The organism is Shewanella sp. HL-SH2 (genome assembly GCF_051164935.1).
Lineage (GTDB): Bacteria > Pseudomonadota > Gammaproteobacteria > Enterobacterales > Shewanellaceae > Shewanella > Shewanella glacialimarina.
Window position 1 is genome coordinate 3,261,176 of sequence record NZ_CP195035.1, and the last position, 20,034, is coordinate 3,281,209.

17 protein-coding genes and 8 tRNA genes are annotated in these 20,034 nt (G+C 40.8%); 5 read left to right on the forward strand and 20 right to left on the reverse strand.

All coding sequences use genetic code 11. From position 1 onward, the window contains the following. Positions 1 to 41: 41 nt before the first annotated feature. Both wecC and wecB read right to left on the reverse strand, forming a co-directional pair. Positions 42 to 1,280, reverse strand: coding sequence for a UDP-N-acetyl-D-mannosamine dehydrogenase (gene wecC / locus ACRWP9_RS14170; RefSeq protein WP_434926545.1), 1,239 nt, complete (start codon positions 1,278 to 1,280; stop codon positions 42 to 44). 77 nt (positions 1,281 to 1,357) lie between these two features. Then, the gene (wecB, locus tag ACRWP9_RS14175; RefSeq protein ID WP_434926546.1) at positions 1,358 to 2,500 is read right to left on the reverse strand and encodes a non-hydrolyzing UDP-N-acetylglucosamine 2-epimerase; all 1,143 of its coding nucleotides are present in this window, start codon (positions 2,498 to 2,500) and stop codon (positions 1,358 to 1,360) included. A gap of 1,254 nt (positions 2,501 to 3,754) precedes the next feature. Between wecB and ACRWP9_RS14180 the strand changes: the two genes are divergently transcribed. From ACRWP9_RS14180 to ACRWP9_RS14190, 3 genes are read left to right on the forward strand one after another with little or no spacing between them, the layout of a single operon-like run. After that, positions 3,755 to 4,435 carry a transglutaminase-like cysteine peptidase gene (locus ACRWP9_RS14180; protein WP_434926547.1) on the forward strand — a complete coding sequence of 227 codons (681 nt, stop codon included), beginning with the start codon at positions 3,755 to 3,757 and terminating at the stop codon, positions 4,433 to 4,435. 20 nt (positions 4,436 to 4,455) lie between these two features. After that, on the forward strand, positions 4,456 to 6,516 hold the full coding sequence (locus ACRWP9_RS14185; RefSeq protein WP_434926548.1) for a bifunctional diguanylate cyclase/phosphodiesterase: 2,061 nt from the start codon (positions 4,456 to 4,458) through the stop codon (positions 6,514 to 6,516). 18 nt (positions 6,517 to 6,534) lie between these two features. Further along, a complete protein-coding gene (locus ACRWP9_RS14190; RefSeq protein ID WP_434926549.1) occupies positions 6,535 to 7,026 on the forward strand; it encodes a hypothetical protein in 492 nt (163 codons plus the stop codon). Between the two features lie 635 nt (positions 7,027 to 7,661). Here ACRWP9_RS14190 and ACRWP9_RS14195 read toward each other — a convergent pair. From ACRWP9_RS14195 to ACRWP9_RS14270, 16 genes are all read right to left on the reverse strand, one after another. Then, a tRNA-Lys gene (locus ACRWP9_RS14195) sits at positions 7,662 to 7,766 on the reverse strand. Between the two features lie 60 nt (positions 7,767 to 7,826). Further along, positions 7,827 to 7,921: transfer RNA gene (locus tag ACRWP9_RS14200), tRNA-OTHER, on the reverse strand. A gap of 131 nt (positions 7,922 to 8,052) precedes the next feature. Further along, a tRNA-Lys gene (locus ACRWP9_RS14205) sits at positions 8,053 to 8,128 on the reverse strand. Positions 8,129 to 8,268: 140 nt separating this feature from the next. After that, positions 8,269 to 8,344 (reverse strand) — tRNA-Lys (locus ACRWP9_RS14210). A 39-nt stretch (positions 8,345 to 8,383) separates the two neighbouring features. Next, positions 8,384 to 8,459: transfer RNA gene (locus ACRWP9_RS14215), tRNA-Lys, on the reverse strand. Positions 8,460 to 8,517: 58 nt separating this feature from the next. Beyond that, a tRNA-Lys gene (locus ACRWP9_RS14220) sits at positions 8,518 to 8,593 on the reverse strand. A 41-nt stretch (positions 8,594 to 8,634) separates the two neighbouring features. Continuing rightward, a tRNA-Lys gene (locus ACRWP9_RS14225) sits at positions 8,635 to 8,710 on the reverse strand. Between the two features lie 60 nt (positions 8,711 to 8,770). Then, positions 8,771 to 8,846 (reverse strand) — tRNA-Lys (locus ACRWP9_RS14230). Positions 8,847 to 8,997: 151 nt separating this feature from the next. Next, positions 8,998 to 9,738: a tol-pal system protein YbgF gene (gene ybgF, locus ACRWP9_RS14235; RefSeq protein ID WP_226414781.1), complete on the reverse strand. Its 741-nt coding sequence runs from the start codon at positions 9,736 to 9,738 to the stop codon at positions 8,998 to 9,000. A 51-nt stretch (positions 9,739 to 9,789) separates the two neighbouring features. Further along, positions 9,790 to 10,326: a peptidoglycan-associated lipoprotein Pal gene (pal, locus tag ACRWP9_RS14240; RefSeq protein ID WP_434926550.1), complete on the reverse strand. Its 537-nt coding sequence runs from the start codon at positions 10,324 to 10,326 to the stop codon at positions 9,790 to 9,792. Between the two features lie 25 nt (positions 10,327 to 10,351). Further along, positions 10,352 to 11,680 (reverse strand): Tol-Pal system beta propeller repeat protein TolB, encoded by a 1,329-nt coding sequence (gene tolB / locus ACRWP9_RS14245; protein WP_434926551.1) that lies wholly within the window; start codon positions 11,678 to 11,680, stop codon positions 10,352 to 10,354. A 63-nt stretch (positions 11,681 to 11,743) separates the two neighbouring features. Then, positions 11,744 to 12,715 carry a cell envelope integrity protein TolA gene (tolA, locus tag ACRWP9_RS14250; RefSeq protein ID WP_434926552.1) on the reverse strand — a complete coding sequence of 324 codons (972 nt, stop codon included), beginning with the start codon at positions 12,713 to 12,715 and terminating at the stop codon, positions 11,744 to 11,746. Continuing rightward, entirely contained in the window at positions 12,716 to 13,144 is a 429-nt protein-coding gene (gene tolR, locus ACRWP9_RS14255; RefSeq protein ID WP_434926553.1) for a protein TolR, read from the reverse strand. It lies immediately after the preceding gene. Then, the gene (gene tolQ, locus ACRWP9_RS14260) at positions 13,144 to 13,833 is read right to left on the reverse strand and encodes a protein TolQ (protein ID WP_226414766.1); all 690 of its coding nucleotides are present in this window, start codon (positions 13,831 to 13,833) and stop codon (positions 13,144 to 13,146) included. Before tolQ ends, tolR begins: the two co-directional genes overlap by 1 nt. After that, the gene (ybgC, locus tag ACRWP9_RS14265; protein ID WP_226414763.1) at positions 13,823 to 14,224 is read right to left on the reverse strand and encodes a tol-pal system-associated acyl-CoA thioesterase; all 402 of its coding nucleotides are present in this window, start codon (positions 14,222 to 14,224) and stop codon (positions 13,823 to 13,825) included. Before ybgC ends, tolQ begins: the two co-directional genes overlap by 11 nt. 861 nt (positions 14,225 to 15,085) lie before the next feature. After that, the gene (locus ACRWP9_RS14270; RefSeq protein WP_434926554.1) at positions 15,086 to 15,955 is read right to left on the reverse strand and encodes a flagellar protein MotY; all 870 of its coding nucleotides are present in this window, start codon (positions 15,953 to 15,955) and stop codon (positions 15,086 to 15,088) included. A 190-nt stretch (positions 15,956 to 16,145) separates the two neighbouring features. Between ACRWP9_RS14270 and rnt the strand changes: the two genes are divergently transcribed. Then, entirely contained in the window at positions 16,146 to 16,826 is a 681-nt protein-coding gene (gene rnt, locus ACRWP9_RS14275) for a ribonuclease T (protein ID WP_434926555.1), read from the forward strand. A 109-nt stretch (positions 16,827 to 16,935) separates the two neighbouring features. Here the strand turns inward: rnt and ACRWP9_RS14280 are convergent, their stop codons facing one another. Beyond that, on the reverse strand, positions 16,936 to 17,541 hold the full coding sequence (locus ACRWP9_RS14280) for a peroxiredoxin (RefSeq protein WP_226414754.1): 606 nt from the start codon (positions 17,539 to 17,541) through the stop codon (positions 16,936 to 16,938). 357 nt (positions 17,542 to 17,898) lie between these two features. Between ACRWP9_RS14280 and ACRWP9_RS14285 the strand changes: the two genes are divergently transcribed. Next, positions 17,899 to 19,224, forward strand: coding sequence for a Na+/H+ antiporter family protein (locus ACRWP9_RS14285; RefSeq protein ID WP_434926556.1), 1,326 nt, complete (start codon positions 17,899 to 17,901; stop codon positions 19,222 to 19,224). A 173-nt stretch (positions 19,225 to 19,397) separates the two neighbouring features. Here ACRWP9_RS14285 and upp read toward each other — a convergent pair whose 3' ends face one another. Beyond that, positions 19,398 to 20,024, reverse strand: a complete 627-nt coding sequence (gene upp, locus ACRWP9_RS14290) for a uracil phosphoribosyltransferase (RefSeq protein WP_226414748.1) — start codon at positions 20,022 to 20,024, stop codon at positions 19,398 to 19,400. Positions 20,025 to 20,034 lie beyond the last annotated feature (10 nt).

The window sequence follows — 20,034 nt, forward strand, 5'->3', positions numbered from 1 at the left end:
GTGCCCTTTAAGCTTTAAATATATATTAAGGCGCATAGAACTTAAACAATCCCGCGAGTATCAATAATCACTTTCTTAGCAAACTGGCTTTTATCCGCTGCTTTAAACTGCTTATGATCAACCAAGACAACAATAACATTAGCTTTTTCTAAGGCTGTTTCTAGCGTGACTAATTCAACGTTTTTATCCACCAGCTTATTCGGTAAGTTTTTAATATTTGGCTCTACCGCTAATATATCGGCAATACCTAAACCTGCTAGATGCTCAACGATTTGTAATGCTGGGCTTTCACGTAAGTCGTCAATATCAGCTTTAAAGGCAAGGCCTAAGCAGGCAATAACAGGCTTTTTAAATTGGTCTGCGGCTTGAATAATTTGATCGATAACATAAAACGGTTTGGCGTCGTTGGTTAAGCGGGCCTGGCGAATAATTTTAGCCTCGTCTGGGCAGCTATCAACAATAAACCATGGGTCTACCGCGATGCAGTGGCCACCAACACCTGGGCCTGGGCTTAAGATGTTAACGCGTGGATGACGGTTAGCCAGTTTGATTAGCTCCCACACGTTGATTTTTAGCTTGTCGCAAATAACCGACAATTCATTAGCAAAAGCAATGTTAACGTCGCGAAAGGAGTTTTCAGTCAGTTTGGCCATTTCAGCGGTACGTGCATTGGTGATAATGCATTCACCACGTACAAAAGTGTGGTAAAGCTCGACCGCTCTTTCACTACAGGCTTTGCTCATGCCGCCAATTACGCGGTCATTGGCTACCAGTTCCTGTAATACATAACCAGGTAATACACGCTCAGGACAATGCGCCACTTTAATGTCGGCTGTGTCCCCTAAGTCTTGTGGGAATGTTAAGTCTGGGCGCGCTTCTTTTAACCAGGCTGATAGTTTTTCTGTTGCACCTACTGGTGATGTAGATTCTAGAATAACCAAGTTGCCTTTTTCTAACACTGGCGCAATAGCTTTGGCTGCGGCTTCAATGTATTTAAGGTCTGGTGCATTGCCTTCTTTAAAAGGTGTTGGCACGGCAATCATAAAGGCTTCAGCAGGTTCTGGCTTAGTGGTTGCGCGCAAGTTACCTGTCGTTACCACACCACGTACAATAATATCTAAATCTGGCTCAACAATATGAATTCGGCCTTCGTTGATGGTATCAACCGCTTGTTGATTTATATCAACACCAATGACTTCTAGCCCTCTTGAGGCTAAAACTGCGGCGGTAGGTAGGCCAATATAGCCAAGGCCGATAACTGATACTTTTTTGAATGACATGATGCTTCCTTGAACACGAATTTGTTTTATAAAATAATTTAATTAATCAATATGCAAACTGGCTAAAAACCCAGTGTTTACGAGGGTGATGTTTCGCTAAAGTGTTGCTTAATTTTGTCAATAATATGCTGGCAAGCTTTACCGTCGCCATACGGGTTATGTGCTTTACTCATAGCACTGTATTGCGCTTCATTGGTTAGCAAGCTTTCAACTGCATCGATAATTATCTGTTTGTCTGTACCGACTAATTTAACTGTGCCTGCTGTAACGGCTTCTGGTCGTTCAGTGGTGTCGCGCATCACTAAAACTGGCTTACCCAGTGACGGGGCCTCTTCTTGTATCCCGCCTGAGTCGGTTAATAATATGTGTGCCTGATTCATAAAATACACAAAAGGCAGGTAGTCTAATGGTTCGATTAAGTGAACGTTATTAACACCTTGTAAAATACGATTTACCGGTTCACGCACATTAGGATTTAAATGCACAGGATAGATTATTTGGCATTCTGGGTGGTTTGCAGCAATGTTGACTAATGCTTCACAGATGCGTTCAAAGCCGCCACCAAAGCTTTCACGGCGATGGCCCGTAACCAAAATCATTTTTTTGGTTTTATCAATAACAGGATATTGCGCCGACAAAGCCTCATTTAGGCTAGCGTCTGTATCGAGCTTATTTTTAATAATCAACAGTGCGTCAATAACAGTATTACCCGTTATGGTAATTTGATCTGGATTAATACCTTCATTAAGCAAGTTGTCTAAGGACGCTTGAGTGGGTGCAAAATGCAAGGTGGCTATTGCGCCCGTTAATTTGCGATTGCCCTCTTCAGGCCAGGGCGAATAGATATTGCCGGTTCTTAAACCAGCCTCAACATGGCCTACGGGTATTTGCTGATAATAAGCCGCTAAACTGGTTGATAGTGTTGTTGCGGTATCACCATGCACAAGTACTATGTCTGGCTTAAATTCTTCAAGAACAGGCTTTAACCCCAGTAGGATATTGGTTGTGACATCATAAAGCGTTTGACCTGGCTTCATTATGTTTAAGTCATAATCTGGGATGATGTTGAATAAATTTAACACCTGATCCAGCATTTCACGGTGTTGTGCTGTTACACAGACTTTAGCCTTTATGCCTTCGGCGCTTTCAAGCGCTTTAACCAAAGGAGCCATTTTAATGGCTTCGGGTCTGGTGCCAAATACTGATAATACTTTGATCATATCTTATCCTAGCTTTAAGTTAGTCCATTAGAAAAAATTTATATAACAAATCTGTACAGGTTTTCAGCGAGCACTAGTGTTTAATAAATTCCAGTATTCACCAAAGGCTTACTTATGACCTTATAGCGCAGATGCCAATAAAGCACTTAAAGATAAAAGCTTAATAATTGACTGTTAGCTAAAAAAGCACGCTACCGCAACTAGATTGCAGCTTCCAGATTGCTGTGACACTTTTAAATTTTTGGCTTAGCGACTATAGCTATAACTCTACCGTAAAGGTTGACAAGGCCAACTTTGAACGCTAAGTACAGTGCTAACTAAGGTGCTAAGTAACGTTTTAAGCTGTAGACATGTCCCTTACATCGATAGTTAGGTAATACACCTAAAGTGATGGTTTGGAAATTCTGTGGGAAATAATAACGGGATGAGGAACATAGACACGCTAAAGGAGCTAAATCGTATGATTTTGACCCAAAAAATAGCTATCTGTGGCGTCATGCCTTGTTTTAAAATTTCCTTTTCTACTACTAATTTCTATGTCAGCACTCTAATTGGTGGCGATTATAGAGTAAATGCTAAGTGAATGACAGTTTTTTGACGCATTGGGTTATTTTTTGACGGTTTTTTATTTCTCTAATTTTTCATGTTATTTTTTTTATTTAAAATCAGAAACTAGTCACGCTTGCTGGTTTTGTCGTTTAGTCGTTTTGTCACGTCAGTAATAACACCTTGCACTGTATCCTCCCTGTTACTTTTACTTTCCTTTTCACCTTCACTATCACTATCACTTTACCCTAGTGCGCTTTCGTTTATGAGTTACGTTTTGGTTTCTGAGTTGCATTTTTACTTAAGAGTTGTTTTGGCTGCTAACGACGGTAACGATTATGTTCGCTAATTGGATATAGCTTATTTGACTATTATGACAATACTATGTTGGCCAATGTTTTGTTTTTGGCTGCTTTGTGGTGACTGGGCTAATGCTTCAGAAATGCAGCGACTAAATGTAAACGGCTTAAGCTAGTGTAAACGGATTTTTTCACTTGCATAATGGCTAACACTTTTGAATGACGAGGTTAAGCGCAACGCATTCAAATAAAAGACTTTGTTTGCCTGTGCCGTGTTCTTTTATTTTTGTTTGTAACTTAACTAGATTATGATGTGCATCAAGTTTGTGTCACTTTGATCTCAATAGATAGATTATTGGTTAATTTAGCGTTGATTATCGCCCTATTGATTCAATGATAAACAGCAGGAATGACGCGTATTAAGAGTGTGCTTGTTAATATGAATAAATACCGCCATTGGTTAGCCATACCTGTGGTGTTTTCCGCTGTGTGTTTTGCCACCTTAAGCGACAGTTTATTTACCGATGATTTTTTTGCTGGCATAAAACAAGGCTACGGCGATAAAAAACTTAGCGACTTTTATGACTGGCGTGAAACCATAAATGAAGGTAGCGACCTGGATGATTACGATAGGTTGTTACTGGCCAATGAATTTGCCAATAGGCATATTGATTTTAAGTCTGACTTGAAACATTGGAATACCTTAGATTACTGGGCAACGCCAATTGAGTCCCTAGGGACTGGCGCTGGCGACTGTGAAGATTATGCCATTTTCAAGTATATGACTTTGCTTGCTATGGGCATGGATGAGAATAAGCTGCGTTTGATGTATGTGCGGTCGTTAACCTTCAATGAACCCCATATGGTGCTAATTTACTTTGAAACACCGTCGTCTTTGCCGTTAGTGTTAGATAATCTTAATCGTAAAGTGTTATCGGCAAATCGTCGTCCAGATTTAAAACCCATATATTCCTTTAATGGGCAAGGTTTATGGTTAGCTAAGGCACATGGGTTAAGTTCAGCTAAACCCGACAGTAAAGGCACTACTGATTGGTCAGTTTTAATGCAGCGTATAGAAAACGGTGAATAACTTTAACAGGGTCAAATATTATGTTTAGAAAGGGAATATCTTTACGGGCGCAGTTGTATTTATTGATTGCGTGCTTGTCTTTATTTAGCTTTGGTGCGTCGCTGTTTAATAATGTGTCTAATATGCGCAGTTATTTAAATGAGCAATTAGCATCTCACGCTCAGGGGGCGGCTATTAGTTTAGGTTTGTCTATATCGCCTTATATGGATGAAGAAGGCATGGTGATTGCGGCAACCATGACTAATGCCATTTTCGACTCTGGTTATTATCAACGTATTTCGTTTACGGACATTAACGGTGACGTTAAATTTGAGCGGCTTAATAAGCAAGGTAACTTTAATGTCCCTGACTGGTTTATGGCGATATTGCCGCTTACGCCACCGTTAATGGTAAGTGAAGTGAGCAACGGCTGGAACATTGCCGGTACACTTGAAGTGCAGTCCCATGCGGGCACATCTTATAAAACATTATGGGACCATAGCGTTAATGCGTTAACCACCACCCTAATACAATTTTTTATCGCGTTATTGTTTGCCTATTTGATTATTAAGTCGGTACTTGCGCCGTTAAAACGCATTGAGTTACAGGCTGAAGCGGTCATTGAAAAGCGCTTTGATTTAAACCCTATCAAGCCGTTCACCACTGAGTTAAATACGGTTGTGAATGCCATTAACAAAATGGTGACCAATATTCAGCGCTCTTTTTCAGAGCAAACACTGAATGCGGAAAAGTTATCAAAAGAAGTGTATATCGATAGCCACACTGGCTTGCCTAATAGACGTGCTTTAATGAAGGCGTTTGACTCGTTAAAGCATGAGGCTGAAAAAAACGGTAACCGTTTGTATTTTGGCATGGTGTCGTTAACCTCACTGCAATTGATTAACGATACCGAAGGTTATGCCCACGGTGATGCGTACATTACTGAAGGGGCAACTATTTTAGCGGATCAGGTATCGGTTTATAACGATGTAAGCCTTTATAGGGTGTCGGGGTCTGAGTTTGCTATTTTGTCGCAAACCACCCATGACCTGGTGTCTATTTTAGACGGTAAAATTGGCGATGCGTTTTCGGTAGCCAATACCAACCGCTTTAGCCAGGGCTTTGCAAAACATGCATTAACCAGTGTTGAGTATAGTGAAACCTTTTCTGATGCGGCGCAGCGTTTAGATAGCCAGTTAACCCATGACAGTTATTTAGATTCCCCTGTAACGGGATTAACCACATCAACACCTACAGTAACCCATTCACGTGAAGAGTGGGTGGCAATACTTAAGCAGTTTACTGAATATTTTAACGCTGAAATTGTTCACACTAAGCCGCAGGATTTTGCGATTAAGTGTATCCCTTTAGATAAGCTGTTTGATTTAATGCTGCAACCGGTAGTAGATACCCATAATCAGCTGCTTTATGTTGAGTGTTTTGTGCGGTTTAAGCACAACAATGAAACGCTGTCGACCATTGATGTGTTTGCTATGGCCGAACGTTTAGGGTTACTGCAAGAATTAGAGCAAACGGTTATTTGTTTTATTTTTTACAAGCTGCATCATGTTAAAAATACTCGTGTGGCGATCAACATTAGTAACCATGCACTGCATAATACTCGGTTTACTGAATGGCTATTTGACACATATAAACAATTGCAGTCGAAACTGCCGCCGCTGTTGTGTGAATTTAATGAGTCTGGGGCCATGTTGTCACTGGAGTCGACTAAGCAATTTATTAGTCAGTCGAAAGCATTAAATATTGAAATCGCCATTGAGCGTTTTGGTTCAAGCTTAAGCTCGTTTCAATATATTAAAAATTTAAATGTTGACTACATTAAAATTGATGGCAGCTATATACGTGATATAGAACAAGCAGATACACAGTTTTTTATTCAAACCATTACCCAGATTTGTCACGGTATTGGCATTAAAATGATAGCACCACAGATAGAAACCTTAGCAATAAGCCAGCAATGTGTGCAATTGAACATTGATGGCCTGCAAGGAAACGGCTTGTACTCTGTACGTAATTTTAATACACTTTTCAGAGTAAGTGCTGGTACAATTGAAACAGAACTTAAACTGAATGATTTTTAACTAATTGTAAGGAACACAATGATGCGTAAGCTACAAACTGCTGCAGTTGTACTTTCTCTTCTATTGTCTGCCGGTGTTTCTGCTGCCAGCCTAGAAGAATTTAACGCTGGTTTACAGGCGGCCGTTGAAGCTGGCACTGTTGGCGACTACACAGAACAGATGTTCGCAAACTCAACCGCTGAAGAAGCTGAGGCAATTTTAGCAGCCGCACTTCAAGCTGCTGGTGCTGATGAAGCTGCGCAAACAAAAATTCTTGCTGCGGCTCAACAAGCTGGCGTATCGCCAGACCTAATTGCTGCAATTGCTGCATCAAATGGTGTTTCTGCAAGTGTAGTTGCTGCTGCAACTCAGATAGCGACTGCTGCGGGTACTAACAACGCTGGCAATTCAGGCAACCCAAATGCGATTAATGCTGCGAATAGACCAAACCCAGGCCAAGGCCGCGGTAATACCGGTGGAAATAACGGCGGTGGCGGCGGTGGCGGCGGAGACGGCGTTTCTGGTAACTAGAAACCGATTTCACTAGCTAATATCTGTTTTAAAAAAGCCCATTAATATGGGCTTTTTTATTGGCTGAATTTTAATAATTAACTGTTTTACTTCCATCTCTTATCCCGAGTTCATCAGGTTATTTTATCGAGATATACAGCAGTACATTGCCCTCGTTTTCAAATTCTAATCTTTGTTGCTTAGCACACCTCAGATCTCCTCAAGACTTAATCTGTAGGCTTTAAAGTGCCGAGCTAATTGATACGGTTTGTGTTTTAAATACCTATTACAAAAATGCGGATTCTGCATATAGATTTAAAGTGGGTTAGCGAGCCTGAAATGGCTTATTTATAATTAAGCTCACTTTGTGAGTCTACTCAATGATCTACGCTGCTAGCTGTTTATATTTGCTTGTAGAGGCACTTAAACATCATAACCCCAAAGCATTTTGTTTAAACAACTAGATAAGCCGTATTGGAAGAAACAAAGAGGTGTTGGGTCGTCAAGGATCGAACCCTAGACCAATGGGTTAAAAGCCAACTGCAGCTTTTGATCTAACTTTTAGCTTAGAGAAGAAGTGGCTGAGCTAATGACCCATCTTGGTTTTGCTGATCTTTAAGTAGTTAACTGAAATTTAATACGGAGAGTTGAAGAAGTGGTGGGTCGTGAAGGATTCGAACCTTCGACCAATTGGTTAAAAGCCAACTGCAGCTCTTGATGTAGCTCTTCGCTTAGAGAAAGAGTGACTGAGCTAACGACCCATCTTGGTTTTACTGATCTTTAAGTAATTAACTGGAATTTAATACGGATAGTTGAAGAAGTGGTGGGTCGTGAAGGATTCGAACCTTCGACCAATGGTTTAAAAGCCAACTGCAGCACTTGATCCAAATAGAGAGGATGACTGAGCTAACGACCCATCTTAGTTTTGCTGATCTTTAAGTAGTGAACGGGGATTCAACGGATAGTTATTAAGAGAATAAAAAGCTGATATAAATTAATAAACAATTGATAAATACAGGAGGAATTTAATACGGAGAATTGAAGAAGTGGTGGGTCGTGAAGGATTCGAACCTTCGACCAATTGGTTAAAAGCCAACTGCTCTACCGACTGAGCTAACGACCCAACGATGTTTTGCTAACCTTATTGGTTAACTGGAACAAAAGCCAACTGTCTATGTTTCAAGACTGACTGAGCTAACGACCCATCTTGTATTACTTTAAACTTGATTCTGCTTTAAATTCTTTAGCCACTCTCAAATAAAGTGGTGGGTCGTGAAGGATTCGAACCTTCGACCAATTGGTTAAAAGCCAACTGCTCTACCGACTGAGCTAACGACCCAACGATGTAAGTGAATTATTTAACCACTCTCAAATAAAGTGGTGGGTCGTGAAGGATTCGAACCTTCGACCAATTGGTTAAAAGCCAACTGCTCTACCGACTGAGCTAACGACCCATCTAGTATTAATTTAAACTTGATTCTACTTTAAATTCTTTAGCCACTATTTAAAAAGTGGTGGGTCGTGAAGGATTCGAACCTTCGACCAATTGGTTAAAAGCCAACTGCTCTACCGACTGAGCTAACGACCCATCTAGTATTGCTTTAAATTCTTTAACCACTATTTAAAAAGTGGTGGGTCGTGAAGGATTCGAACCTTCGACCAATTGGTTAAAAGCCAACTGCTCTACCGACTGAGCTAACGACCCAACGATGTTTTACTTAAACTTGATGTTACTTCTCAATTATTTAGCCACTCTCAAATAAAGTGGTGGGTCGTGAAGGATTCGAACCTTCGACCAATTGGTTAAAAGCCAACTGCTCTACCGACTGAGCTAACGACCCATCTAGATAAATTACCTTTCAACATCCCCCAAAAGGCTATGCCGTTCTGAGGGCGCCTATAATACCGTTTTCATTTTGTCATGCAAGCGCAAATTTCTAATTTGTGGTTGTTTGCATGAAAAACAGACTAAGAGGCTGCTTTTTGACTTTATTAGCCATTAAGTGCTGATAACTGCTGCTGTGCAAGGCGTGCTGAAGCGCTGTTAGGGTATTCTTTTAATACTTTATTATAGAGTGCTTTTGCTCCGGCAAGGTCACTCTCTTTTTCAGCTATCATACCTAGCTTAACTAAACTATCGCCACGTTTGTTTGAATCAGCAAATTGACTCACAACCGCACTAAAGGCGCCTTTAGCATCTGCATGCTCACCTTTATTAAACAATAGCTGACCTAACCAGTAATTGGCATTAGCAGCATAGCTTGATTGTGGATATTGTTTTATAAAACTTCGAAAGGCTGGAATTGCATCATCATACTTACGATCTTTAAGCACTAGGTTAACCGCAGCTTCATAGCTACCGGTTTCACCTAATGTCGAGCTTGAGGCGGCAACGCTAACTGCATCTGTTGCAGCGGGTGCATTTGCTACTGGTGCGGCTTTGGTCGATAAGTTTGCTATGTCTTCGTAAAGCTGGCGTTGACGTTGCAACATTTGATTAATCTGGTAATTCTGTTGCTCAGTAATGCCACGTAAATCCAACACTTCTCTTTGCAAAGCGTCTAGTCGACGTTGCATGTCAAATTCACCCTGTTGCTTTGCTTTTATGATGCGTTCTACACGTGCTAAACGATCATCGCTTGAACCATTAGCAACATCCTCTACAGGAGCGGGAGCAGCTACTGCTGCCCCTGCACCAAAGAACATTGCCGCAACTAATACGGCATGTTTCATGTAAATCTCCTAACGGGTCAACCAAGGTGGTTGACCTTTCTTCAATAACGCTTAGTAAACTAACACACCGCGACGGTTTTGAGCAAAACCGGTGTCAGTGCGAGAAAAGTCTAAAGGCTTTTCTTCACCGTAGCTTACGATACTCATTTGGCTAGGTTGTACACCCATACCTTGTAAGTATTTAGCAATCGCTTTAGCGCGACGTTCGCCTAGTGCGATGTTGTATTCTGGTGTACCACGTTCGTCAGCATGGCCTTCAATTAGTACGCGAACATTTGGGTGTTCAACTAAGTAATTGCCGTGTGCCATAAGAATATCAGCATTGTCAGTTTGTACTTCACTGCGATCGAAATCGAAGTAAATAATGTTTTGACGACGTAATTCTTGCTCTTTCAAACGTTGCTGTTCTGCTGGGCTTAATACTGCACCAGCACCACCAGTTTCAATACCACCATTACCATACTCGCTAGATGAACCAGAAGTAGAACCGCTAGCATCTGTGTCAGAGTCTGAAGTTGAGCTACAAGCACCCAGTGCCATTAGCGGAACTGCAACCATCATAGCTTTGAACAACTTATTCAGATCCATGTTAAATCCTTATCGATACTTAATATTAAAGAAATGGGGACCAGGCTGGTGATTTCACCTCACCTTGTCCAGCAGGCAATCTTGCCTTAAATCGGCCATCGGTAGAAACCGCTGCCAGTACTTGTTTACCTTCGTGAGTCGTACCATAAATCACCATAGTGCCATTAGGTGCAACACTTGGAGATTCATCTAATCGAGTAGATGATAACACCTGCATAAAGCGAGTTGCTAAGTCCATTCTGGCAATATTGAAACGTCCATTAGTACGATTCACAAAAATCATGCTGCGACCATCAGGTGTAATTGAACCACCTAAATTCCATTCGCCTTCAAAAGTCATTCGACTGACTTTGTTTGTATCCAAATTCACTTTGTAAAGCTGCGGTCTACCGCCACGTTCAGACGTGAAAAGAAGCGACTTACCATCAGGGAACCATGAAGGCTCTGTGTCAATGGCGTAGTGATCTGTTACACGTTTGGTTGCTTTTGTGGCTATATCCACTGTGTAAATTTCTGGCTGACCATCTTTTGATAAGGTCACGGCTAACTTTTTACCGTCTGGTGAAAAAGAAGGCGCACCATTTATACCGTCAAAACTACTTACTAGCGTACGAGTTTGAGTGTATATGTCTTGAACAAATATTTCAGCTTTGCGATTTTCAAAACTCACATACGCTAAACGACGACCATCTGGTGACCAGCTTGGTGACATTAATGGTTCTGGCGAGCGTAATAACATTTGCTCGTTGTAACCATCATAGTCGGCGATCATTAAATGATACGGCGCTTTTTGGCCTTGCTTAACGACAACATAGGCGATTCGAGTTAAGAACGCGCCTCTTATTCCAGTTAATTTTTCATATACCACATCGCTGATGCGATGGGCGTATTGTCTAAATTGGTTGGCGTTAATCACAGTTTCGCGGCTTTCTAAAACCAGTTCGCTATTGTTAACAGGGCCTTTGCCAGCTTGAAGCTGTGCTTTTACCAGGTCGATAAGTTCAAAAGTCACTAAAAATTGACCTGTGCCGTAGGGCTTAACCGAACCAATAACCAGTGCATCTGCGGACACATTGCCCCAGTTAGCAGCGTTGAACTGAGCCACTGTATTAATATTAGACTGTGGTAGTGCACGTTTATCTAGTGGTGAAAAAGTACCACTTCTAGATAAGTCAGACATCACTACATCTGAAATAGATGCAGGCGCTGCACCTTCACCTTGCCATACAAAAGGCACGATAGCGATTGGACGCGATTGATCAACACCTTCGGTGATCACAATATCCAAGGCTGCACGTGCTGGCGTTATCATTACAACACATGCCAATGCGAACCATTTAACCAAATTATTCATGAGACTCCTTCATACCCTTCGCATTTTTAATGCATTATTTTGTATCGGTAATACATTAATATACTAATTAAATTCCGGTGAAACCGTTAAGTTAATTTCTTTTAATTTATCGTACACACCCGCTTCTGTAGATACGGGTAAACGACCTGCTTTATTAATTGCTGCTTTTGCTGCACGACACACAACCTGATCGCCATCTAATGTCTGACTTGACGTCACAAAACCATCTTGTGCTAATCGGATAAACACGCGACAACTTTTTCCGCGCATCGATTCGTCAACCACAAGGTTACGTTGAATTGTGGCAATGATCATCGCTTTAAATCGATCCACTTCTGACATAACTTGCTTATTTCGCGTTTGCGATAATGTTGCTTGTTCTGCCGCGAGTGCGTCTGTCATTTCTTGCTCTTGACGTGCTTTTGCATCGGCATCGGCTTTCGCTTTGCGTTGGCGATCTTCCTCTAATTTACGTTTGCGTTCATCTTCTTCAGCTTTACGCTTACGTTCATCTGCGGCTTGTTTCGCTGCGGCTTCTTCTTGCTTACGTTTTTCGGCCGCTTTTTGTGCGGCTTGTTCCGACGCTTTTTGTTCTTGCTCTTTTTGCTTACGAACGGCTTCAGCCTTATTCGCACGCTCTTTTTCTTGCTGCACTTTTATTTGAGCAGCTTTAGCGGCATCATTGGCTTTTTGTGTTTCAACTTCTTTCTGTTTACGTTCGATTTCTAAATTCTTAATTTTTTGCTGTTCTTGCTCACGTTGTTGGCGGGCTTCGTTAGCTTTACGCTCTAGCTCTGCTTGACGTGCTTTTTCTCTGTTTTCAGTGTCTTGCTTTTGTTGCTTTAACTTTTCTACATACTGAGTGATTTTTTGTTGATCAACCATCACAGCTTGAATAGCAGGTGCACTAGGTGCAGATGGCATTGTTTTAGGCTTATCATCGAAACTTACGCCTATCACTAAAATAACAATCGCACCAATGTGGATACCGGCAGAAATCGCTACCGGTATTTTAATAGTAGATTGATTAGCCACCTATTTCTCCTTCGGTGAATCAGTCATTAACCCTACCGCAGGCACACCCGCTTGTTGCAAGCTCACCATGAGTTGAATAACATTTTCATAGGCAATACTTCTGTCTGCCTTTACAACCACAGGTCGTAACGGTTCAAGCTGGATCATAGCGCCAACCTGAATTGCAATTTCATCCAGGTCTAAAGGGTCGCTATTAGAACCAGTACCAACGTTTAAAAAGTATTCACCCGCTGCATCAATAGAGGCTACGATTGGCGGTTTACTGTCTGGTGGTAATGATTCAGCTTTGCCCTGTGGCAATTCAACTTTAACACCCTGAGAAACAATTGGCGCCGTGACCATAAAAATGATCAATAGCACCAACATAACGTCGATATACGGTACAACGTTAATTTCAGCAATAGGACGTTTACGCTTACGTTGGTACATTACACCGCTTCCTTTTCACTATAGGCTTGGCGCTGTAAAATGTTAGAAAACTCTTCCATAAAGTTTGCGTAGGCCATCTCTAGCTTTTCAGCTTGTGTAGCAAAACGGTTATAGGCAACAACAGCTGGAATAGCGGCAAATAAACCCATAGCGGTTGCAATCAGTGCTTCAGCAATACCTGGTGCAACCATGGCCAATGTGGCGTTTTCTACTGTACCTAACGCGATAAACGAGTTCATGATTCCCCATACGGTACCAAACAATCCAATATAAGGACTGGTTGAACCGATGGTGGCTAGCATAGGTAAATTGTTTTCCAGTTTTTCCATTTCACGTGACAAACTCACGCGCATGGCTCTAGATGTGCCTTCCATTACAGCATCTGGTGACTTACTGTTAACTTTGATCACTCTTGAGTATTCTTTAAAGCCTGCAACAAACATTGCTTCTAGGCCAGCAATGCTTTCGCCTCTGGCGGTTAGTTCTTTGTATAAGCGGTTTAAGTCGACACCGGACCAAAAGGTATCTTCAAAACGCGCGGATTTTACCCGTGCTGAATTCAGCATTGATCGGCGTTGAATGATCACCGCCCAAGATGCAATAGATAAACCTAACAAAGTAAACATAACTAGCTTTACCAACACACTGGCTTGTAAAAACAAACCAATAAAAGACATATCAGCGTGCACTCTTAAACTCCTGAACGATAAATTCTGGGATGGCTATGGGACGCATTTTTGATAAGGACACACAAGCGACTATCACTGTTGCCTCACAATAGCATTCACCTAGCTCATCAATTAAACGCTGTTGGAACACCAACGACGCTTTTTTTAATGACGATATAGAGGATTCAACTATAAAATCCTGTTCAAACTTTGCCGCGCGGCGAAAATCTAATTCTGCACGTTTTACAACAAAAGCAATGTCATCAGCCAATAATTTAGTTTGGCTAACACCCATTGATTTAAGCCATTCGGTGCGTGCTCTTTCAAAGAAGTTTAAGTAATTTGAATGATAAACAACGCCACCAGCATCGGTGTCTTCATAGTACACTGTTACAGGCCAATTAAACGTCACTTTAAGACTCGTTCTTTACTTACAAAATTTTGCATACTATACCGAGTAGCAAGGCAGTTGTGAATCATCTCACCCGCTAAAAACAGACTTTATTTCGAGCATAACAGTGTTAAATTGCATTATCTGGGTTTTAACCTACTTAGATGAAGATTCTTTAATGTTTTCTGGCCTTCAAACAACCCAAAAAATGAATCTTAATTAGATAAAGTCATCGCATTTAATGATACAAATTGCAGCTTAGTTAAATATTAATTTCAAAAAGCGCCTCATCGCTATGCTTTGCCGGTCAAAAGTATAAAAAACGATGGTAGATTACAAAAAAATAACCCAATAAAAGCTTATTTTTTCAGGTAAACGCTCACTTTATCAAAGCTATTAACATTTACTTTTAAAAAACAATTCAACTTATCCGAATATTTATTCACTCAAATATGAGTTATCTCAACAAAACCTAATATTATGGTACTCAGAGGCCATTTTAAATTCAAAACCAGTACACTCAATCATTAAAAAATCTAATGCGAAAGTGGAAAAAATCTATCTTGTGCATTTAGAGTAATAAATCTATTATGAACTTGTTTTCAGGACACATCGATTTGATGAGAAAACAATGAACTTCAAGTTAGTGTTTGTGAAACATTAACTTATTCCCAGTTCTTATGCTTGACTTCCTTCCTTAAATTTGTTGATTGCAAATTATTTAGCCCACTCGGTTTGAGTGGGTTTTTTTTGTCTAAAATTTACCTTCAAACACATACAAAAAAGCCTGAATATGATTCAGGCTAATGCTACAGATTAATGGCTAACGTTACTTTGAAACGAATTCAGGTCTGTGTATTTTCAAAGTAATAATTAACAGCACTATATAGGTTTAGTTATTCTAATCACGACTCTGCGGTTTGTTTGTCGCTCTGACGCTAAGTCATTACCAGCCACGTGACGTTTTTCACCATGCCCTTCTGTGGTGATACGGTCTTGTGAGATACCACTGGCTATTAATAAACTTTTAACTGAATCAGCACGTTTTTCTGACACTTTTTGGTTAATTGAACGCCCACCGTAGCTGTCGGTATAGGCATCAACCACCACTAACTCGATATTAGGATCGTATGATAAGTATTCTTGTACTTTTTTAAGCTGATAATTTGAAAAACGAGTTAATTCGGTTCCACCCTCTTGGTAGTTTAAAACCGTGAATGCAATGTCATCAAAACTGTATGGTAATAAATTAGCTAAGCATGAGCGAAACTCACGATACTTGCTGGCAAAGTTCACCGCTGAAATCCCCACTGCAACTTTACTTGATGCATCATACCAATCGGCATAATAAAACGTAGGCTGACGGCCCTGGCTTAATTCATTTAGCATAGCCCAGGCAGCTTTTTTAGGGACTTCACCGTTAAATTGTTTTTGATACTTTAATGCGATAATTTCTTTTGATGCATCACCTGGGCGCCAGGTCGGTGCTCGGCTGATTAATTTAGCATTGGTAACCGCGTCTGGCTTTGCCCACATATCAAGCGTAAAGAGTAGGTTGAGGTTTTTTCCTGATTTACTGGAAAAAATAGCTTTGCCGTAATCTGGAATATCATGTTCTAGTCGACATTCAATAGGGGTATTTTCACCTACACGCCAGGCAGAGTTTTCAAGGGAGGCAACATAGTGACGTAGATCAGCACTTGCAGAAGCACTGATACACAAACTGGATACTAATATGATTTTTTGCCACATGGTGTCACCTGTCGATTTTATTACCTGTTAATATATCGGCGGCTAAATCTTTTTCTTAAGTTTAAATTATCACTGAAACGAGCATATTAAGACAGTTTGGGTATAATGCACGGCCTATCTGTCACAATAGGCGCAGGCCGGTCTTTAATGGTGACAATAATATTCAGGTTTAATGGGGTAATAGAATTACATGAGTGACATCTGCAACAGCAATAAATTTAAATATCGATTTCGCGGTTATTTTCCTGTGGTGATTGATGTTGAAACAGCAGGATTTAATGCTAATACAGATGCATTGCTTGAAATCGCAGTTACCATGCTAAAAATGGATGATGACGGCTTTATAAGCTTAGATAAAACCCTTCATTACCACATTGAGCCATTTGAAGGTGCAAACCTTGAACCCGCTGCATTAGCATTCAATGGGATTGACCCTACCAACCCGCTTAGGGGTGCTGTTGATGAGAAGTCCGCTTTTTTAGAAATATTTAAAGAAGTTAAAAAGGCTCAAAAAGCGGTTGGCTGTCATCGCAGTATTGTTGTGGCACATAATGCGGCATTTGATCTTGGTTTTGTTAATCAATGTATCGAGCGAAATAGTTTAAAGCGCTCACCGTTTCATCCCTTTGCCAGTTTTGACACAGCGTCCCTTGCCGGATTAGCTATTGGCCACACGGTATTGGCTAAAGCGTGTAAAATGGCTGGCATTGATTTTGATAATAAAGAAGCTCATTCAGCACTGTATGATACTGAACGTACCGCTGAACTTTTTTGTTATATCGTTAATCGCTGGAAAACCCTTGGCGGTTGGCCGTTGGCGACTATAGATGACTCGGATGACGAGGCTGACAATAGTGATACCGACGACTAAACTTAGCAGATGTGCGGTTTAGTTTAGTTTAGTTTAGCTTAACTTTATTTAAGTTACAGAAACAAAAAAAGCTGCCTAGGCAGCTTTTTTGATATTCAACAAGCGAAGATTATAGCTTGTCTGAGTGATCTTTTAAGTATGAAGCAACACCATCAGTGCTAGCTGTCATGCCTTTATCACCTTTAGACCAACCTGCTGGACATACTTCACCGTGCTCTTCGTGGAATTGAAGTGCATCGATCATACGTAGCATTTCGTCAACGTTACGGCCTAATGGTAAATCGTTAACCACCTGGTGACGTACTTGACCTTCTTTGTCTACAAGGAATGAACCACGGAAAGCAACACCTGCTTCTGGATGTTCAACATCGTATGCTTTACAAATTTCATGCTTAACGTCAGCAACTAAAGTGTATTTAACTTGGCCAATACCACCTTTGTCTACTGGAGTGTTACGCCATGCGTTGTGAGTGAACTGTGAGTCAATAGACACACCAATAACTTCAACACCACGCTTAGTGAACTCTTCCATGCGGTGATCAAAAGCAATTAGCTCTGATGGACACACGAAAGTGAAATCTAAAGGATAGAAAAAGATAACCGTTGGCTTACCTTTAGTTGCCGAAGCAAGGTTAAAGTTGTCAACAATTTCGCCTGAACCTAATACTGCTGCTGCGGTAAAGTCTGGGGCTGGACGGCCTACTAATACGCTCATTTTATATCTCCATTAATGGCTTGTTAAAATTCTAAAAGAAGGTGCAATGTTCACCCTTCCACAATGTGCTATACCATACCTTTTATTTGCGCCCCCGATAAGAGGTTTCGAATGAATTTTGTTTTACCTGCTGAAAAACCCCTCATCACAGCCTTACTATTTTTAAGGTTTTAAAAACAAATAACTAAAAATGGCTTACAACAGATTACATTTTGGCCTCATTCTTTAACATTGATGAACGCGATAGGCACAGCATGCTAGTGATACACTAATAAAATAAAGGCTTTACTGGACAAGCAAAGTAAATAACGGCATAAATAAACGCCTTAACACTTATAATAAATAGAATTAAAAAATATGAATGCTGTGGTGATATCTGTTTGCTTAATGCTTGCATTGAGTTTTGTTCGAGTAAATGTGGTGATTGCACTGACAATAAGCGCTTTAGTTGCCGGCCTTGTCGGTGGGCTTGATATACAACAAACAATTTCCGCTTTTAACGATGGTTTAGGTGGCGGTGCTCAAATAGCCTTAAGTTATGCCCTACTGGGGGCGTTTGCTGCAGCATTGTCACATTCTGGTTTAACTACATTAATTTCTAACAGTATTATTAAAAAATTGGGTAAAGAGCCTAATAGTAGTAATACCCAGGTTGTGCGATGGATGCTGTTGGTGACTATTCTGGCAATGGCTATTTCTTCGCAAAATATTTTGCCCATTCATATCGCCTTTATTCCTATTTTAATTCCCCCACTATTGCATGTATTAACTGCATTGAAAATTGATCGCCGCCTTATTGCCTGTTTACTGACATTTGGTTTAGTGACTACCTATATGATTTTACCTATCGGTTTTGGGGGTATTTTCTTAAATGACATTCTACTGGCAAATTTAAACAGTAATGGCTTAAACGCGGTTCACGCTCAAGTACCACAGGCGATGTTATTACCCGCATTAGGCATGGTATGTGGGCTATTATTTGCGATGTTTATTAGTTACCGCAAACCGCGAGAATACCTATTTATCGCACAGCAAACGGTTACTGAACAGGCAGAGCAGACAATTAACACTAAAAGCATTGTCATTTCTTTAATCGCCATAGTCGCTACCTTAATAGTGCAACTTCAAACAGACTCAATGATATTTGGTGCCTTAACCGGATTTGTCATTTTCCGCTTTTCGGGGATTATTAAACAAAGTGTTGGCCAGGACTTATTTAACCAGGGCGTACATATGATGGCCAACATTGGTTTTATTATGATTGCTGCTGCTGGTTTTGCAGCGGTTGTAAAGTCAACCGGCGAAGTGAGCTCTTTAGTGACGTCACTAGGGGATTTTATTGGTGACAATAAAGCATTGGCGGCAATACTCATGCTTTTGGTCGGTTTACTTATTACCATGGGGATTGGGTCTTCTTTTTCAACGATACCCATTATTGCAACCATTTATGTGCCACTGGCACTTAGTTTTGGATTTTCGGTGGCTGCGACAATTGCCCTTGTGGGCACAGCAGCCGCATTAGGTGATGCTGGTTCACCTGCATCTGATTCAACTTTAGGCCCTACAGCGGGTTTGAATGCCGATGGACAACACGACCATATTCGTGACAGCGTGATCCCGACTTTTATTCATTATAATATTCCGTTGATTATTTTTGGCTGGATAGCGGCCATGGTGTTGTAGTGAGTAGTGAGTAGTGAGTAGTGAGTAGTGAGTAGTGAGTAGTGAGTAGCATTTAGTTTTTAGACATACTGCTTTAAGCGTCGACGGGGTAGATTAAGCAATATGACGGATAAAAAATGGGAACCTTGTGGTTCCCATTTTTTTCTAACCGATTTATAAAATCAGCTTATTTATTATTTAGTGCCGAATATCTTATCACCAGCATCACCTAAGCCAGGCAGAATATACCCTTGCTCATTTAGACAATCGTCAATTGCTGCGGTGTAAAGTTCAATATCAGGATGAGCTAAACCAAGTGCTTTAATGCCTTCAGGTGCAGCAACAAGCACTAATGCTTTAATTGACGTACAGCCGCGAGCCTTTAATAGGTCAATAGTGGCTATCATAGAGCCGCCAGTGGCTAACATAGGGTCAACGACTAACGCGATGCGCTCGTCAACATTACTGACTATTTTTTCAAAATACGGTACCGGTTCTAACGTTTTTTCATCACGATAAATACCGACAACAGAAATACGCGCACTCGGTATATGCTCAAGTACACCATCCATCATACCTAAGCCCGCGCGTAAAATAGGCACTACAGTAACTTTTTTACCTTTGATTTGATCGACTTCAACAGGGCCGTTCCAACCATTAATAGTGACTTTTTCAGTTTCAAAGTCTGCGGTAGCTTCATAGGTTAACAAACTGCCGACTTCGGTCGCCAATTCGCGAAAACGCTTAGTACTGATATCTGCTTCACGCATCAATCCTACTTTGTGGCGAATAAGAGGGTGTTTTACTTCAACAACTTTCATCTTCGATCTC

Excerpts from the sequence above, each read along its gene's own strand:
- ACRWP9_RS14285 (WP_434926556.1), top strand. The coding sequence starts at position 17,899 with ATGAATGCTGTGGTGATATCTGTTTGCTTAATGCTTGCATTGAGTTTT.
- ACRWP9_RS14280 (WP_226414754.1), bottom strand. The coding sequence starts at position 17,541 with ATGAGCGTATTAGTAGGCCGTCCAGCCCCAGACTTTACCGCAGCAGCA.
- tolR (WP_434926553.1), bottom strand. The coding sequence starts at position 13,144 with ATGTACCAACGTAAGCGTAAACGTCCTATTGCTGAAATTAACGTTGTA.
- rnt (WP_434926555.1), top strand. The coding sequence starts at position 16,146 with ATGAGTGACATCTGCAACAGCAATAAATTTAAATATCGATTTCGCGGT.
- upp (WP_226414748.1), bottom strand. The coding sequence starts at position 20,024 with ATGAAAGTTGTTGAAGTAAAACACCCTCTTATTCGCCACAAAGTAGGA.
- wecC (WP_434926545.1), bottom strand. The coding sequence starts at position 1,280 with ATGTCATTCAAAAAAGTATCAGTTATCGGCCTTGGCTATATTGGCCTA.
- wecB (WP_434926546.1), bottom strand. The coding sequence starts at position 2,500 with ATGATCAAAGTATTATCAGTATTTGGCACCAGACCCGAAGCCATTAAA.
- pal (WP_434926550.1), bottom strand. The coding sequence starts at position 10,326 with ATGGATCTGAATAAGTTGTTCAAAGCTATGATGGTTGCAGTTCCGCTA.
- ybgF (WP_226414781.1), bottom strand. The coding sequence starts at position 9,738 with ATGAAACATGCCGTATTAGTTGCGGCAATGTTCTTTGGTGCAGGGGCA.
- ACRWP9_RS14190 (WP_434926549.1), top strand. The coding sequence starts at position 6,535 with ATGATGCGTAAGCTACAAACTGCTGCAGTTGTACTTTCTCTTCTATTG.
- tolB (WP_434926551.1), bottom strand. The coding sequence starts at position 11,680 with ATGAATAATTTGGTTAAATGGTTCGCATTGGCATGTGTTGTAATGATA.
- ACRWP9_RS14270 (WP_434926554.1), bottom strand. The coding sequence starts at position 15,955 with ATGTGGCAAAAAATCATATTAGTATCCAGTTTGTGTATCAGTGCTTCT.
- ACRWP9_RS14185 (WP_434926548.1), top strand. The coding sequence starts at position 4,456 with ATGTTTAGAAAGGGAATATCTTTACGGGCGCAGTTGTATTTATTGATT.
- ACRWP9_RS14180 (WP_434926547.1), top strand. The coding sequence starts at position 3,755 with ATGACGCGTATTAAGAGTGTGCTTGTTAATATGAATAAATACCGCCAT.